This is a genomic window from Suilimivivens aceti, from assembly GCF_025567405.1.
Classification (GTDB): domain Bacteria; phylum Bacillota; class Clostridia; order Lachnospirales; family Lachnospiraceae; genus Suilimivivens; species Suilimivivens aceti.
The window spans coordinates 49,815-65,471 of record NZ_JAOQKJ010000005.1; the positions used below are offsets into that span (position 1 = coordinate 49,815).

Here is a 15,657-nt window from a genome sequence, read left to right on the forward strand (position 1 = left end):
TGCTCTTTTCCAAAATAGATTTATACAATTTTCACATGACTATATTATACCGGACAGACAAGGAAAGTGCTATATTTTTACTGTTTCAGAAAGTATAATTTTGTAAAAAGGAGTCCGATATGGAACTGATGCAGATGATCAAGGGCATTACCTTTGCCCCCTTTTCCCGCAGAGGAAAGCTGGATACCAAAGCCGCAAGAGCAAGTCTTCGCAATCTGAAAAAGCTGACAGGTGCCAACTTGATCATTCTTGTTCCAAACGGACTTCAGGAAACCCCTCAGTCAGAAACCATTGCTCGTGAAACGCAGGCCAATGCCACTGATGAAGAGTTTCTTTCTATCATTGAATATGCTCACAGCCTTGGTCTTTCAGTAGCCTTAAAGCCCACTGTCAACTGCATGAACGGAACCTGGCGGGCCCACATCAGCTTTTTCGACAAGGATGTTCCCTGTGAACCTAAGTGGAGTAACTGGTTTGCCTCCTACACCGCATTTCAGCTTCATTATGCAGCCCTTGCTGAAAAAAGTGGCTGCGCAATGTTTATCGCAGGCTGCGAGATGGTCATGAGTGAGCACCGGGATGCTGAGTGGCGAAAGCTGATATCTGATATCAAAGAGGTCTATCACGGACCGGTTTCTTATAATACAGACAAATATCAGGAAGACAATGTTACCTGGTGGGACTGCGTGGATGTGATCTCTTCAAGCGGCTATTACCCTGTAAATGACTGGGAAAATCAGCTTGACCGGATTGAAAGGGTCGTAAAAAAATTTAACAAGCCCTTTTTCTTCGCAGAGTGCGGCTGCATGTCTACCAAAGGCTCCTTTCTCGTTCCCAACGACTGGTGCATCCGTGGGGAGGCTGCTCCTGACGAACAGGCTTCGTGGTACAAGGCCATGTTTGAGGCCTGCAAAAAGCGCCCCTTTGTCAGAGGCTTCTGTATATGGGACTGGGCTGCAAAGCAATATCCTCTATCAGGAGCTGCAGCCAATACCGGCTATGAAATTTACGGAAAGCCTGCTTTGGAAGTCGTACATCACTATTATAAGGAAATGAACTGACATGATTGACTTTACAAGACCAGAGGACATCGACCTGGATGCTTCTGAAAAAGCACTTTTGGAGACTTTTAAAAGAAACGAAGGCAACAGCCTGAAAATACTTCTCAGCATTTATAAGGGATATTACGGAAAGCTGTTTCTTTCCATTGTATTTTTTGCCATCAAGCATTCGCCTGTCTGGGTTCTTCCCATTGTAACGGCAAATATCATCAATATAGCAACAGAAAGACCTGACAACGCAGGTATGAAAATCCTGGTTAATGCGCTGTTCATGTCTTTCTTTATGATACAGAACATTTTTACTAATTATCTGCATACCTGGCTATATGCCAAAACTGTCAGGAGCGTAGAACAGGAGCTGAGAAGCTCTCTGGTCAGGAAGCTGCAGCAGCTTTCCATTTCCTACCATAATGAAATGCAGTCCGGCCGTCTTCAGTCCAAGATCATGCGTGACGTGGAGCAGATCGAAACCCTGTCTTCGCAGATCTTTATCAGTGTACTCAGCATTCTGCTTAATATTATTGTGGCCTTTGGCGTTGTCATCTTTAAAAGCCTGACGGTCTTCCTGTTCTTCCTGGCTACGATCCCGGTTGCTGTCCTTCTGATGGTTTCCTTCAAAAGCAGGATCAAGCAGTACAACTCCGATTTCCGTAAGGAAATGGAGGAAACCTCTGTCAGGGTCATGGAAATGGTGGAGCTGATCCCGGTTACCAGAGCCCACGCCCTGGAAAAGCAGGAAACCTCCAAGATCGACCATCAGCTCAGCAATGTAGCACAGAAAGGGCTGAAGCTGGACATGATCCAGACCTACTTTTCTTCAATAAGCTGGGTTGCATTCCAGCTGTTCCAGGTACTGTGCCTTGCGTTTACCGGTTATCTTGCTTCCAGGGGAAGTATTTCCGTCGGTGAAGTAGTTATGTACCAGACCTACTTTTCCTCTATTGTCAATCAGGTATCCGGGATCATTACATTGCTTCCCATTATTTCCAAGGGACTTGAGTCCGTCAATTCTGTCGGTGATATCCTGCTCTGTCATGACGTGGAGGATAACCGGAATAAACAGAAGATCCAGGAGCTTACCGGTGACATCACCTTTGACCATGTGGCCTTCCAGTATTACGATGCCGAATCACCTGTCCTTAAGGATGTCAGCTTCCATATCAGACCCGGTGAGACAGTTGCCTTCGTAGGTGGCTCCGGTGCCGGAAAAACTACGATCCTGAATCTTGTTATCGGCTTTATCAAAACTACAGAAGGCCGGATCCTGATTGACGGTATGGATCTGAATACCTTAAACCTCCAAAGCTACCGTTCCCATATTGCTGTCGTACCACAGCAGTCGATCCTGTTCTCCGGGACGATCCGGGATAACATCACCTATGGTATGAACCATATTTCTGATGAGCTGATGAACCAGGTGGTTAAGGCAGCCAACCTGGAGGAGCTGATCGCTTCTCTTCCAGAAGGACTGGATACTCAGATCACAGAGCATGGCAACAGCCTTTCAGGCGGTCAGAGACAGCGGATCTCCATCGCCAGAGCCTTTGTACGGAATCCCAGGATCCTGATTCTGGACGAAGCCACCTCTGCACTTGATACGATCTCTGAAAAAAAGATCCAGGAGGCAATCCACAATCTGGTGCAGAACCGCACGACTCTGATCGTGGCACACAGACTATCGACAATCCGTGATGCTGACCGGATCGCTGTTGTAGGAAACGGTGGTATTAAAGAATTCGGAACCTATGAAGAATTAATGGCTCTGAAGGGCGAATTTTACCGCCTGAAGAACTTACAGATTTGATTTTGCTTACTTCTTAAATCTGCAGCCGGTCTTAAAAGGTAAGACCGGCTGTTTCTATCAGAATTCCTGATACTACTCCAATGATATAGAGCAGCAACGTAATTCTTAGATTCTCTTTAACATTTTCATTAACACGGAACAGCACGAGAAGCCCTACCCCGGCTCCTGCCAGAAGTCCTGCCATCATGGCACCGCCATTTATCATTCCTTCCAGATACAACTGTGTCAGTACCACCGATGCCGCACAGTTTGGGATCAGTCCCACAAGACCTGCGATCACAGGGCCAAGCACCGGTCTGCTGCTGAGCAGCGTTGAAAGACTGTCCTCCCCGATATAACTGATCAGCAGATTCAGGATAAAAGAAACAACCACGATGAAAAACAGGATCTGCAGCGTATGGGAAATGGCTGCCTTCCAGATATTTCCCTGCCCGCAATGACAGTGCTGGTGATCGCACATCTCATCAATCTTCAGGTGCTCCGTTTCTCCCGTTTCCTTATGCTTCTTCTGTAGTACAAGATCGATCACAAAGCCGGCTGCCATACCGATCAGAACCTTAATAGACAGGATCTTAAGTATCGTTCCGATAGCTACCTGATTGGAAATAAATACCGGAAGCATTTCATCTGATGTGGAAAGAAAAATAGATATAAGGGTTCCCAGCGTAATGATCCTTCCTGCATACAGATTAGACGCCGCAGCGGAAAATCCGCATTGCGGCACCATACCAAGAACGCTTCCGATCAGAGGTCCAAAGCCGCCTGCCTTTTCTACCAGCTCCTCCGCCTTATCTCCTGCCTTGTGTTCAATATATTCCATAGCCAGATAGGTCAGGAACAGAAAGGGCAGGAGCTTTAACGCATCTACAAGTGTATCTTCAATAACATCTAATAACATAAAAACTCCTTACTCACAGACTCCTATTTCAGCAGTCTGTATTTACCAATGACCGGCAGCTCCTTGGCCCTGCCATTTGCTGCATTTACAATACCAATGATCATCAATACAAAGAAAGCAATGCTGACTGCGCTGAGAATCGTTCCGATAAACGCAAGTCTCCAGCTGATCGCATACAGGATCGCATTCACGATACGGAGCGCGATATTGTATGCTGCAGAAGCGATCAGAAGCAGCAGTCCCTGATTTGCATGATATCTGGCAAATTTGGAATCCTTTGCCCCCAGGATCGGTACCAGCACCAGAATCCCGATATAGGAAAGCACTGCCATAACCTTGTTCTGTTGTATATCTTCCGGGTCAAACTGATCCGTGGTATCCTCGGTATCATTCAGATCCTGGATCGTTTCCTCAAAATTTTTCTTTTCGTTTGTGGATCCACTGGTCTGTGTACCTGATGTACGTGTACTGTCTGCTCCGGCTGTACCATTTTTTCCTGCTGTATTTCCTTCTACTGCAGATCCACAGTTGGGACAGAACCTCACTCCTTCTTCCAGTTTTGCTCCGCAATTCTGACAAAAAGCCATACCTGCTTCCTCCTTTTTACACCTGTCTGTTTCCCAAAAACAGGTTCGCTCCCAAGTATATCACAGATACACCTGAGAGCGCAAATTTTTACTATTAAAACCTCTATGCCCGAAGACGGTCAAATATCGTTGCCAGCAGATAGGAAAGTCCATAGCGCAGCCCTTCCTCGTCCATCCGGTAGTTAGGATTGTGGTGCGGAAATGTGGTGTGCTTCTCTTCATCTGCTGTTCCGATCTCTACAAAGCAGGCCGGACAGTTCTTCTGCAGGGCAGAGAAATCTTCGCCCGGCATAATGGGATTGATGTGCAGAATCGACTCTTCACCCCACAGCTTCTTCAGCTGCTGCTCAACATTTTCGGTCAATTCCTTATCATTAATCACGCTGGAATAGCCTCTTTCAAACTTAAACTCATAAGAAGCTCCCGCTGATTTCGTGATGCCACTGATGATCTCTTCGATCATGGCTTCCATTTTCCCACGCATCTCTTCGGAAAAGGTTCTGGTAGAACCGGTCAGTGTCATTTCACCAGGTATGATATTGTAGGCATCACCTGCATTTACCTGGCATACTGACAGCACTGCCGGCTCGAAAGCTGCCACCCTGCGGGAAAGAATGGACTGCAGTGCCACAATGATCTCCGCTCCTGTCACGATCGGATCAATGCTCTGCTCCGGCATGGAGGAATGGCCTCCCTTGCCGATCACACGGATATCAAAACGGTCTGTTGCTGAGGTCAGAGCCCCTGCCCGGACGCCATAAGTCCCTGTCGGGAAATTGGAAGACAGATGCAGTCCATACAGCTCGTCTACACCCTCCATAACACCTGCCTCATACAGCTCCTGTGCACCTCCCGGCGGCACTTCCTCTGCATGCTGGAAGATACATACGATACTGCCATGCAGCTCGTCCTTATGCTGTTCAAAAATCCTGGCTGCCGCAAGCAGCATAGCCGCATGACCATCATGTCCGCAGGCATGCATGACACCATCATTGACAGAGCAGAATTCCAGCTCATTTTTTTCCTGGATCGGAAGGGCATCAATATCGGCACGGATAGCAACCGTCTTTCCCGGATATACTCCGTGGATAACAGCCACAACACCAGTTTTCACAGGTCTTCTGATGTCCTCTATCCCTGCCGCTTCCAGTTCCCTGCAGAGAAATTCTGTCGTCTGATATTCCTCAAATGACAGTTCGGGATGTTTATGAAGATGACGCCTGTCAGAGATCATCTGCGGCATGACATCATCTACGATCTTTTTTATCATAGACACTTCCATTTTCTGTTTCTGTCCTTTTCCTAGAAAATATAATACAGGCTCATCAATGCTGTCATGACCCATACAGGAAGTGACGGAATGTACTTCTTGTCACGTTCAAACAGGGCACGGAAAATATTGATAAACATATATACGAACATACCAATCACAATACCGCCTACATAATCTGACATATATACGGTGGTCAGCCACATAGCTGCAACTGGCAGGAACTCAATCGGCTCAAAGTCCAGATCCTTTACAGTCTCCAGCATGGAAATACCAACGACTACCAGTGCTGCACCGGTTGCTGCGCCGGGGATCATCAGGAACAGAGGGCTTACGAAGCAGCAAAGCAGAAACAGAAAAGAGGTTGCTACATTGCTCAAACCTGTACGGCTTCCGGATTCAATACCAGATGCTGACTCTGCAAAACAGCTTACCGTGGAAATACCAAAAATAGAACCTACCAGTGTGGAGCAGGAGTCTACCAGGAAGACACGACCAAATGCAGGGAAGTTTCCATCCTCATCCAGCAGGTTTGCCTTACCGGCAAGCGCAAATCCGGAACCCATGGTTCCAAAGAAGTCGTTGATCAGAAGCATCATGATCAACGGTACGAAGCTCAGCTTCAGTGCACCAAAAATATCTACCTGGAATGCTACATCTTTAATAGCACTGAATCCACCAATAGTGAAAATAGATTCCGGAAGAACAGTAACACCCATGGGGATTCCGATAATAGTGGTCAGGATGATACCGATCAGAAGTGCACCACGGATCTTGTACTCACGTCCGTTGATATTGAACTTTACATAAGTAAGCACAAAGCAGATTGCGATACCGATCACACCAAGGATCGTGCTCTTTGCATGATAATCGCCATAAGTAAGTCCTGATTCTGTTGCTGCGTAAAGACCGCAGGAATTCATACCTACACGGGCGATCAGGAAACCTACAGAAGCTGCCAGACCGATCTTGAGGTTCTTTGGCAGACATCTTGCAAAAAGCTCTCTTAAGTTAAATAAGGAAACCAGAATAAATACAATACCTGAAATAGCTACAATACCAAATGCCTGTGCATAGGTAGCAGTACCATCTGCAACCCATCCTGCGATCAGACCGGGAATGACAAGTACCGGTGCAAGGCAGATCGGGGTATTGGAATACAATCCCATAGCCAGACAGGCTGCTGCTGTTACAAGTGCGGTACAGATCAGTACACCCGTCAGGTTGATTCCGGGAATCGCTGACATTGACCAGGTCATATATGCGAGGATATATGCCATTGTTGCAAAGGTTGTTGCGCCACCGATCAGCTCAGTACTGATAGATGAACCACGCTCTGTGATTTTGAAAAAATCATCCAGTTTTTTCTTCATGTTTTTGTCCTCTCTCATTTTGTCTATCTCACAAATCTCCTTGTTTTATCCCGAGATCAGCAAGCAATGTGATAAAGTCTGGCTGCATTTTCCCTTGCGGTATCCACAACCTCCTGAGGAGTCATGTCTCCTCTGATCTCTGAAATGGTTTCTGCCACTTTGGCGATCATATCCGGTGTCGCCGGCATCTCCATTCCATAGTTTGGTAAAAATGGTGCATCCGTTTCCAAGAGGATCAGTTCCTTCGGGCACTCTCTGGCAAGCTGCACAAGACAGTCACTTCCAGGGTAAGTGATCTGGGGACCAAATCCCATATAGATTCCCATTTTGATAAATTCTCTTGCATATTCAATCGGTGAAAAGATACGATGGATTGCTCCTCTGATATGATAATCCTTCAGAATACGCAGTGTGTCTTCATCTGCCTCACGGTTGTGGATCACAACCGGCAGATCCAGCTCTTCTGCCAGAACAAGCTGTTCTCTGAAACATTTCTCCTGAATGGCCGGATCCGGATGCTCTTCATATCCGTAGTCCATTCCGATCTCGCCAATAGCCACTACCTTCCTGCGCTTCGCATACCCTCGCAGTGTCTCAATATAATCTTCAGGAAGACTCGCTGTCTCATTAGGGTAAATACCAACAGATGCATATACCATGTCATATTTCTCTGCCATCTCACAGGAACGGAGACTTGAAGGAAGCTCTGAGCCTGAGTTCATGATCGCCACAACACCTGCTGCCTGCTGCTCTTCCAGCACCTGATCCAGTCTGTCTGCAAAGCAGGGATCGTCCATATGACAGTGAGTATCAATGATTCCTTTTAACATAATTTCCTCCATAATCGGATAATCATTCTCTAATTCCTTATTTATCATAGCAAAATTGTAGGTACTTTCAACACTTATTTAATTATGGTAATATAATAGAAAATACATTGTCCAAAATCAGAATAGAACATAAAGAATCAGATGGGAGACTTCAAATATGAAACTGGCTGTTTACTTCCCCGGTGTCGGCTACCACTGTGACAAACCACTGCTGTACTATGCCAGAAAAATCGCTGCCGCCTGTGGCTATGAACAGCATATTAGCTTATCTTATACAACTCAGATCAGGGATCTCCTCGGAAATCCTATCAATATGAAAGCTGCTTTTCTGGAGCTGTATGAGCAGGCAGAGAGTGCACTTGACAAGACAGCGGCTTTCTCACAGCAGTCAGGCGTAGCTTCCTGCTGTGACGAAATCCTCTTTATCTCAAAGAGTGTTGGTACTGCCATCGCTGCCCGTTATACTAGCGAGCATAACATCCCCTGCCGGCATATCCTGTATACACCTCTTGCAGAAACCTTTGCTTTTCATCCCCGGAATGGAATCGCCTTTACAGGAACTGCCGATCCCTGGGTTAATACCACAGTGATCCGGCAGCAATGCCAGGAACATCAGATACCGTTTTTTCTCTATGAAAATGCAAACCACTCACTGGAAACTGGTGATGTGTTCCGGAATCTGGACATCATAAAAGAAGTTATGCAGAAAACAGAAGAATTTATCAGAAAAGGAATTGGAAATCACTTATGACAAACCAGGATGAACGTTTAAAAGGAAATGAAAAAATAGAAACTGCTATTGCTGCTCTTCAGCAGGAGCCCAGCGATGAGCTGCTGGCACACACACTGACTATCATCAGACGGCGAATGAAGGAACAGGGGCAGTTTATCCTGGCAGTTGAACCTGCCGCTGCCGGAACCCAGATCAATATACAGGCTGTAAAAGCCCCGGACGGCACCACCTGGTGGGCCGCCTTCACCAGCTTTGACGAGGAATTAAAAGGAAGTGGAAGTGTCATGTCCACCTTTCTCACAGATATCCAACAGTTGTTTGAAGCAGCCCTGAAAACAGAAGAAATCAAAGGAGTTATCCTGAATCCCTGGAACCGCACCCTGATGCTGGATAAGAGCCTGATTAGGATTATCATTGGCTGAAAATCGGATATTTTCATAAACGCAGATACTTTTTGATGGACAATTCATTTCTTTGCCCTTCTGTACTCTGAAGGGGTTAAGGAATACACCTGCTTAAATGATCTGCAGAAATAATCTTTATTACTGAAGCCCGTATCTATTGAAATAGCACTTACCTTCTTTTCTGTATTACTAAGAAGTAATGCTGCTTCCTTTAGCCTGTAGCATATCAGATAATTGACCGGAGATGTATTCAGCACATTCCGAAATAAATTCAGGGCAGTACTGGTACTCACATTACCAGCTTTAGCAATATCTGAAAGGGAAATTCTTTCCGTGTAATTCAGGTGAATGAACTGCATCATCATTTGTAAACGTGCAAGTGATGATGAATTCGTACTTTGAATTTTCGGGCAGCAGACAACATTTGACGTTATGTGTTCCCATATCTTTTGTATCTGAACAGATATCTGAAGTTCATTTATTTCACATCTGCTGAGCTGTATAAGCCTTTGCATCTCAGACAGTATTTCTTCCTGCCACTCCTGTGAAGAAGAAAAAATATAATAATCCAGAGATGCGTTCAAAAAGGGTAACACAAATTTCTGATAGATCAGGCTTTCTGTCGGAGCAATCAGAGATGGAAGAAAGAGAAAATTAGGAATTGCAGCGTTGTTTTCGGAATGCATTTTATGAAGAACCCTGGAATTGATAAAAATTCCCTGTCCCTTAGACAAATCAAAATTCTTTTCCCCTATATGAAAGTGAACCATACCAGCTTCGATATATACAAATTCAAATTCAGCATGCCAATGCCAGTCAATACAGTTAAAATCAACTTTTCTATCTGTGACATGACAGCCTCCACACAACCCGTTTTATGATATTCTACAGTATATTGACGAAATAATACAGTGAAAAAGAAGTGAAAATATTATATAGTACTATTTAATGGTGCTGAATAGATAAATACACCAAAGAGCTACGAGGAGAAAAATCGATGAAGAATTATAAAAAGACAAAATTAGCGTGTTATTTAGGATTTATCACACAGGCAGTTGCTGCAAATTTTGCACCTTTACTATTTCTGAAATTTCATACAGATTACAACATTTCACTTGGAAACATTGCCCTGATATCAACCTTCTTTTTCTTTACCCAGCTTTTGGTAGATTTATTCTGTGCCAGGTACGTAGACAGAATTGGATACAGAGTATGTATTGTTGCTTCTGAAGTATGTTCGGCTGCAGGACTCATTGGTCTGGCATTTTTACCGGAAATACTCCCTTCTCCATTTATCGGTATTATTATAAGCGTAATCTTATATGCAATCGGAAGCGGCCTGATCGAGGTTTTAGGAAGTCCCATTGTGGAGGCATGTCCATTTGAGAACAAGGAGGCTACTATGAGTCTTCTACATTCCTTTTACTGCTGGGGAGCAGTTGGAACCATACTTGTTTCGACAGTTTTCTTTCTGCTGTTTGGAATTGACAGTTGGAAATGGCTTGCTGTTATTTTTGCGCTGATCCCTGCTGTTAATATTTACAATTTTGCAACCTGCCCGATTGAATCCTTAGTTGAGGAAGGGCAGGGAATGGGCATCAGGAATTTATTTTCAAAACCCATGTTCCTGATTGCCATTGTGATGATGGTCTGCTCCGGAGCATCCGAGCTTGCCATGGCACAATGGGCATCTGCATACGCAGAATCAGCACTCGGCCTCTCAAAGACCGTTGGAGATCTTGCCGGGCCTTGTATGTTTGCTGTGACAATGGGAATTTCGCGAGTGCTGTTTGGAAAAGCCTGTGACAAAATGAACCTGGACAGATTTATGATTGGTTCCGGTATCTTATGCTTTATCTGTTATGTATTAGCATCTTTTTCAGAAAATCCGATGATCGGACTTGCAGGATGTATTGTATGTGGGTTTTCTGTCGGAATCATGTGGCCGGGAACAATCAGCATCTCTTCAAAGGCATTTCCAACAGGTGGAACTGCAATGTTTGCACTTTTAGCAATGGCAGGTGATCTTGGCGGAAGCATAGGTCCTGCCATTGTAGGAAAGGTTGCAGACATATTTGGAGGCAGTATTCATGTGGGCATGCGCGTTGGGCTCCTGTTCCCAGTCATATTATGTATTATGTTAATTTTATTCAATATTCTGAATCACAACGCGGATAAGCAGAAATAAATGCCCACTTTTTAATTTTTGCACGTATCAGAAACGCTTTGAGAAATACGATCTGATCATAGCCGATGAGCTTGCTTTCCCTAAGGGCATCCCAGAAATCAACCATTATTACTTCGAACCTTACATTCGAGAGATTGGACGAGATTTTTGGAGATGCCGCCATTACAAGTGCAATCGTTGATAGGCTTACATATAAATCTTATGGTTGACCAAATCCTCAGATGCAAAATACACTATATAACGGCACTGACTTTATCCCCTTTATCATTCCATAGTTCCTGGTGGAAATCCTGATTGCATACGCAGGTTCGTATTTTTCCATATAAACCATCATACTTTTGGCCTTCACATGGCTTCCAGCTTTGCACTCTACAGGAATAACATGACTGTCTTTCTGGATCAGAAAATCTACTTCTGCAGTATTATCTGATTCCCAATAATGAAGATCATAACCATTGGTTTTCAATGCAATTGCAACATAATTTTCTGTCAATATACCACGAAAATGTTCTGTTTCCTTACTTTTCCACCGGAAATGAATATTTTTCACGGTTTACTGCCACTCGGGGCAAGCTGCCAGCTGCCATTACATGATATTCCGGTGCTTCTTCTGAAAAATATTTCAGAGAAGTCAAAGCTCTTTCACACATCTGTATCTCATCAAAAATAATAAGTGTATTTTCCGGTACGATCTTTACCTGATAATATTTTTCCAAAACAGATATGATATGATCTGCATGAATATCTGCTTTAAAATATTTACCGATTTTTTCATCAGTTTCAAAATTTACGTAAACCGTATTTTTATACTAATCGATCATTTATGTCCAAATCCACTATTAACCTTCCAAGTTTGTAGCTGTTGGAAGTGATGCCATATTGGACTATCTCCTGATTTTCGGTATCGGATCACCCCCGGAACCTGGTCTACGAGGACTGTTCCTCATAAAATGCGTCCTTCGCCTCAACCGTCAGGTCATCCAGTTCCGAGAAAACCTCATTGAAATTTTTAGGGAAGTTGTTTTCACCGAACGCTTCTATCCTGCTTCCATCCACAAATTCCGCCTGAAATCTCATGCTATAGCCATCTAGTGCATTGGGATCCTCTCCGCGAAAACCTGCCCAGGACGCAACGTTATAATTCTCCAGAATCGTACGTGCTTTATCAAGGGTCTCTGCAGCCACCGGATAATCAAAAAACTCCTCTTCTTCTCCATCCCATGGCTCCACCCGTACGAGCGCTCCTTCCTCCTGCCGGATCAAGCTTATGCTCCAGATCGGTTCCACCATCGTTCCATGCACATAATATGTCAGTTCCTGAATATCCGGAAGCGGTGTGCTCTGACTGTTTTCCTGATTCTCCGTGCTCTCTGTGTCTGCTCCCACCATCGCGTCTTCCGGCATTTTATCCGGCTTATTTCCAGTCCACTTTCCGCAGCCTGTGATCAACGCCGTCCACATAGTAAATGCCATAAGCAATATCCAGCCTTTCTTTCCCTTTTTCATAAGCCACTTCCATCTTCTTTTTGGTCACGCTTCTTCATGAGCATCCGAATGCCTGTCAAAAGCAGTAAAATTGTTACTACGACTCTGAAAATACTTATTCCACCGGAAGACATTCCACTTTTTTTAAGCGCGGTTTTTTTATCCAGTTCTCCGCTTAACATATTGGGTGTCGCCCCTTTTACATGTGTCAGAGTTCCCTGCTCCTGAAGGCCGATTACTGTCACCATATCCCCATCACTCTGATGAGGAACGGAATACTGATAACGCCGATCGCCTTCCTCGAAGACTCCTCTGCCCATCCGCTGAGTTCCGATAAATTTTTCACCACGGTATTTCCGGTCTGTGAGAATGGTGAGCCCTGCCTCTTCCAGCATCTCCTCATCAAATTCGTATTCTCTTCCCAGCATAAGATTCTCGAGAAACTCGTCCGACAGATGATAAATTCCCACATCTGCTTTGCCCAGGAATATTCCAAGACCTCCCAGATCGGAATCCCATTCCATATTTTCCTCTGTCATAGGACCGTTCCATTCTTTCAGCTTCATTTTTTTTGCGCTTCGCATGGCACGTGGGGCATAGATTGTGAGTCCCAGTTCATCATCATAAGCCGGTTCCAGAACCTTCAGTTTTCCACAGACAATCACGATCTTTCCATCATTTGCCGGATCATAGCTGCCCTGTCCTACATATACCACATCATCCACTTTGTCCTGAACAGCCGCACGCTTTGCAGCACACGATTTCACTGTAGAGACCGCACAAAGTAAGCCGAGCAATATCACGATAACGGCACTTGTTTTTTTTCCTGGTTTCTGGGTTTTCTTCATCTTCCCACCCCTTTCTTTCCAGATCATACATCACTGCTCTTCTGATCGCTTTATGGCCAGGGATTCATGATCATATAAACAGTGATGGCATACAATGGTAATACAATGAATAACGGCAACGCCCAGTTTCCCATCGTCTCCCTGACATTCTTCCAACGCATATGTAAAGTTTTCCTGTTCTTTTTCTTTAGGTGGATACGTTTTCGATTTCCATTTTCCAGAAGCTGAAAGATCACAGGTGAATCATAAACCTCAATTCGTCCAAACACCACGAATCCTGCCATAGAAATCGGAAGTGCCAGACACAGCCAGATGATATTGTAACTATAATCCAGCTGCTGGAACAGAGTCCAGTCACCGGAACCCATACACTTAAATGCAGTGAGGATCCATGCCAGAATACAAGTAGAAGCATTTACCAACAGGAGGATCATCGCAATCTTTACGATACGCCCCGGAGAGTAGAATCCCAGCTGTACTGGGAGCTCCTGTCCGTCAATCGTTTCAAAGAACACCGGTTTTATGGAGTCTTCTGGTTTCTTCTTTTCTTCTTCGCTGATACTCTTAAGAATCTTTTTTCGAACTCTGGCCTCTCTTCCCTTACTAAACACCGTAAACAGAATCAATGCCGCTACCAGTCCGACCATGCCAACCAGTTCTTTCGGATCCATAGGTACTCCGCCATAATTCCGAAATGCAAAAAAGATTTTGTACTCTTTTTCAATACATTCACTCCTCTAGTGTGGTAAAATCAAAGTTGGATTTTTCAACAGTGTGGCAATAACCGGAGCATATTTAGATATTCCATAATCTTCAACAATACTGGTTATTCTAGCCCCTGCATCCTTTGATGAAGCCCCACATAAGAAAATCCTTTCATTAGCAGTTCCATAATCTAATACGATAAAACGATCATGGAATATACCACCTGTCTTTTTCATTGATATTTTTACGGATGGATATTCCTTGCAAAAATCCGTAAATTCTATATTATGAAGTTTATTATTCCCAACATTATCGCTGAATAAAGTAATATTTACTCCTGTAGGAGAATTTTTAAGATGTACCAGCGTTCTTAATCCAATATAATTGTCAACGACATATATTGACGACTTTGCCTGCTTATAAATGGATTCATATACCTCATCTGCACTACTGAATTTTGCATTAAACATAAGCCACTTTTCATCATCATCTGAAACAAAGCTGTTCATCATATCAGCCAACTCAGATTTTGTCACAACATCCTTCAAGCCTTCTGCAACATCTGAAATCTGCTTTTCAAGAGATATCATATCTGAGTTGATTTTGTTAATTTCTATTCTGTTGTTAGCAGTTTCCATGCTTAACTGAAGTATTTCCCGCTGACCGATAAGATCACGATTTTCTAATATGTAATCTTTCATTTTCTTAAAGGTTCTTATTAATGCCTTGCTCTGCTTAACAGCCAACGGTCCTTTCAAGACAGTCATCAGCATATATAATCCTTGCTCTGTAAATACATGAGGATTATAACGACTTTTTGAACTTATATTTGCGGTACAATTTTTGTACCGCAAATCTTCTAATTCCTCATCTGTCAATTCAAACATAAAATCTTCATCAAATTTTTCAATATTATTTTTTACCTGTCTATTAAATCCCTTCGTATCATAGCCATATATCTCTGCTAAATCAGCATCAAGCAATACCCTTTTACCCCTAATTTTATACAGTTTTTCTTTTAGATATTCTTCTGTTACTTCTATTACTGTAACATTGATTTCTTTCTTTTTATCTTCTGCCATAGAACTCCTCCATCCATTTTGCGGTCAAAAAAATCGTCCGCAATTCTCATATGGCCATTTTACTAACGTCAGTAAAATGGTCTATTCCTCTTTTTTCTTCATTTTGTCATAATACGCTTTATACCTATAAATCGTCCGCTCACTGACATTGTTCCGCTTCGCAATTTCTACCATTGTCATGCCGCTCTCATACCCAACAACAAAATCATTATAAATTGCCATCCACTTGGCGTTATGTTTCTGACGACCGCTTAATTTACGATTTCTGTAATACTCCAATTCCTCCCGAAGTTCTGCATTCTCTTTTTCCAACTCCTCAATTCTTTTTAATGCCTCTTCAAGTGTTACCGTTTTCTCCATTCCCCTGTTCTCCGTTCATGTCATTTTCG

18 protein-coding genes and 2 pseudogenes are annotated in these 15,657 nt (G+C 43.7%); 6 read left to right on the forward strand and 14 right to left on the reverse strand.

The annotated features are described in order from the left end of the window. The first annotated feature begins 128 nt into the window (after positions 1-128). Together OCV77_RS06850 and OCV77_RS06855 are read left to right on the forward strand one after the other, a co-directional pair. On the forward strand, positions 129-1,061 hold the full coding sequence (locus tag OCV77_RS06850) for a glycoside hydrolase family 113 (protein WP_262574489.1): 933 nt from the start codon (positions 129-131) through the stop codon (positions 1,059-1,061). 1 nt (position 1,062) lies between these two features. Next, positions 1,063-2,865, forward strand: coding sequence for an ABC transporter ATP-binding protein (locus tag OCV77_RS06855; protein WP_262574216.1), 1,803 nt, complete (start codon positions 1,063-1,065; stop codon positions 2,863-2,865). Between the two features lie 31 nt (positions 2,866-2,896). Here OCV77_RS06855 and OCV77_RS06860 read toward each other — a convergent pair whose 3' ends face one another. From OCV77_RS06860 to OCV77_RS06880, 5 genes are all read right to left on the reverse strand, one after another. Continuing rightward, entirely contained in the window at positions 2,897-3,763 is an 867-nt protein-coding gene (locus tag OCV77_RS06860; RefSeq protein ID WP_262574218.1) for a putative manganese transporter, read from the reverse strand. Between the two features lie 23 nt (positions 3,764-3,786). Next, the gene (locus OCV77_RS06865) at positions 3,787-4,350 is read right to left on the reverse strand and encodes a zinc-ribbon domain-containing protein (protein WP_262574220.1); all 564 of its coding nucleotides are present in this window, start codon (positions 4,348-4,350) and stop codon (positions 3,787-3,789) included. Between the two features lie 103 nt (positions 4,351-4,453). After that, the gene (locus OCV77_RS06870) at positions 4,454-5,620 is read right to left on the reverse strand and encodes a M20 metallopeptidase family protein (protein WP_262574222.1); all 1,167 of its coding nucleotides are present in this window, start codon (positions 5,618-5,620) and stop codon (positions 4,454-4,456) included. Positions 5,621-5,652: 32 nt separating this feature from the next. Then, entirely contained in the window at positions 5,653-6,993 is a 1,341-nt protein-coding gene (locus tag OCV77_RS06875; protein ID WP_262574231.1) for an NCS2 family permease, read from the reverse strand. 56 nt (positions 6,994-7,049) lie between these two features. Beyond that, positions 7,050-7,823 (reverse strand): TatD family hydrolase, encoded by a 774-nt coding sequence (locus OCV77_RS06880; RefSeq protein WP_262574232.1) that lies wholly within the window; start codon positions 7,821-7,823, stop codon positions 7,050-7,052. A 157-nt stretch (positions 7,824-7,980) separates the two neighbouring features. On the opposite strand from OCV77_RS06880, the gene OCV77_RS06885 reads away from it, so the two are divergent. Next, the gene (locus tag OCV77_RS06885; RefSeq protein ID WP_262574233.1) at positions 7,981-8,574 is read left to right on the forward strand and encodes an alpha/beta hydrolase; all 594 of its coding nucleotides are present in this window, start codon (positions 7,981-7,983) and stop codon (positions 8,572-8,574) included. Then, positions 8,571-8,978, forward strand: a complete 408-nt coding sequence (locus OCV77_RS06890; protein WP_262574234.1) for an SseB family protein — start codon at positions 8,571-8,573, stop codon at positions 8,976-8,978. The genes OCV77_RS06885 and OCV77_RS06890 overlap by 4 nt, the downstream gene beginning before the upstream one ends. A gap of 44 nt (positions 8,979-9,022) precedes the next feature. Here OCV77_RS06890 and OCV77_RS06895 read toward each other — a convergent pair whose 3' ends face one another. Both OCV77_RS06895 and OCV77_RS16800 read right to left on the reverse strand, forming a co-directional pair. Then, positions 9,023-9,556, reverse strand: a complete 534-nt coding sequence (locus OCV77_RS06895; protein ID WP_262574235.1) for a helix-turn-helix domain-containing protein — start codon at positions 9,554-9,556, stop codon at positions 9,023-9,025. Between the two features lie 66 nt (positions 9,557-9,622). Continuing rightward, positions 9,623-9,829 (reverse strand): annotated as a pseudogene (locus OCV77_RS16800) (AraC family ligand binding domain-containing protein); the annotation flags it as partial. A 128-nt stretch (positions 9,830-9,957) separates the two neighbouring features. Between OCV77_RS16800 and OCV77_RS06900 the strand changes: the two are divergent. Then, positions 9,958-11,148: an MFS transporter gene (locus OCV77_RS06900; RefSeq protein WP_262574236.1), complete on the forward strand. Its 1,191-nt coding sequence runs from the start codon at positions 9,958-9,960 to the stop codon at positions 11,146-11,148. 65 nt (positions 11,149-11,213) lie between these two features. Further along, positions 11,214-11,357 carry an ATP-binding protein gene (locus tag OCV77_RS16805; protein ID WP_262574237.1) on the forward strand — a complete coding sequence of 48 codons (144 nt, stop codon included), beginning with the start codon at positions 11,214-11,216 and terminating at the stop codon, positions 11,355-11,357. 8 nt (positions 11,358-11,365) lie between these two features. Here the strand turns inward: OCV77_RS16805 and OCV77_RS06910 are convergent, their stop codons facing one another. From OCV77_RS06910 to OCV77_RS06935, 7 genes and pseudogenes are all read right to left on the reverse strand, one after another. Then, positions 11,366-11,698: a DUF4143 domain-containing protein gene (locus OCV77_RS06910; RefSeq protein WP_262574238.1), complete on the reverse strand. Its 333-nt coding sequence runs from the start codon at positions 11,696-11,698 to the stop codon at positions 11,366-11,368. Continuing rightward, positions 11,667-11,942, reverse strand: a pseudogene (locus OCV77_RS16810) (AAA family ATPase); the annotation flags it as partial. The pseudogene OCV77_RS16810 and the gene OCV77_RS06910, both read right to left, overlap by 32 nt. A gap of 133 nt (positions 11,943-12,075) precedes the next feature. Continuing rightward, the gene (locus OCV77_RS06915) at positions 12,076-12,654 is read right to left on the reverse strand and encodes a hypothetical protein (RefSeq protein ID WP_262574239.1); all 579 of its coding nucleotides are present in this window, start codon (positions 12,652-12,654) and stop codon (positions 12,076-12,078) included. After that, positions 12,651-13,508 carry a hypothetical protein gene (locus OCV77_RS06920; RefSeq protein ID WP_262574240.1) on the reverse strand — a complete coding sequence of 286 codons (858 nt, stop codon included), beginning with the start codon at positions 13,506-13,508 and terminating at the stop codon, positions 12,651-12,653. Before OCV77_RS06920 ends, OCV77_RS06915 begins: the two co-directional genes overlap by 4 nt. Positions 13,509-13,531: 23 nt before the next feature. After that, positions 13,532-14,152: a hypothetical protein gene (locus OCV77_RS06925; RefSeq protein ID WP_262574241.1), complete on the reverse strand. Its 621-nt coding sequence runs from the start codon at positions 14,150-14,152 to the stop codon at positions 13,532-13,534. A 66-nt stretch (positions 14,153-14,218) separates the two neighbouring features. Next, positions 14,219-15,268 (reverse strand): ORF6N domain-containing protein, encoded by a 1,050-nt coding sequence (locus OCV77_RS06930; protein WP_262574242.1) that lies wholly within the window; start codon positions 15,266-15,268, stop codon positions 14,219-14,221. A gap of 81 nt (positions 15,269-15,349) precedes the next feature. Beyond that, a complete protein-coding gene (locus tag OCV77_RS06935; RefSeq protein ID WP_118097008.1) occupies positions 15,350-15,628 on the reverse strand; it encodes a helix-turn-helix domain-containing protein in 279 nt (92 codons plus the stop codon). Positions 15,629-15,657 lie beyond the last annotated feature (29 nt).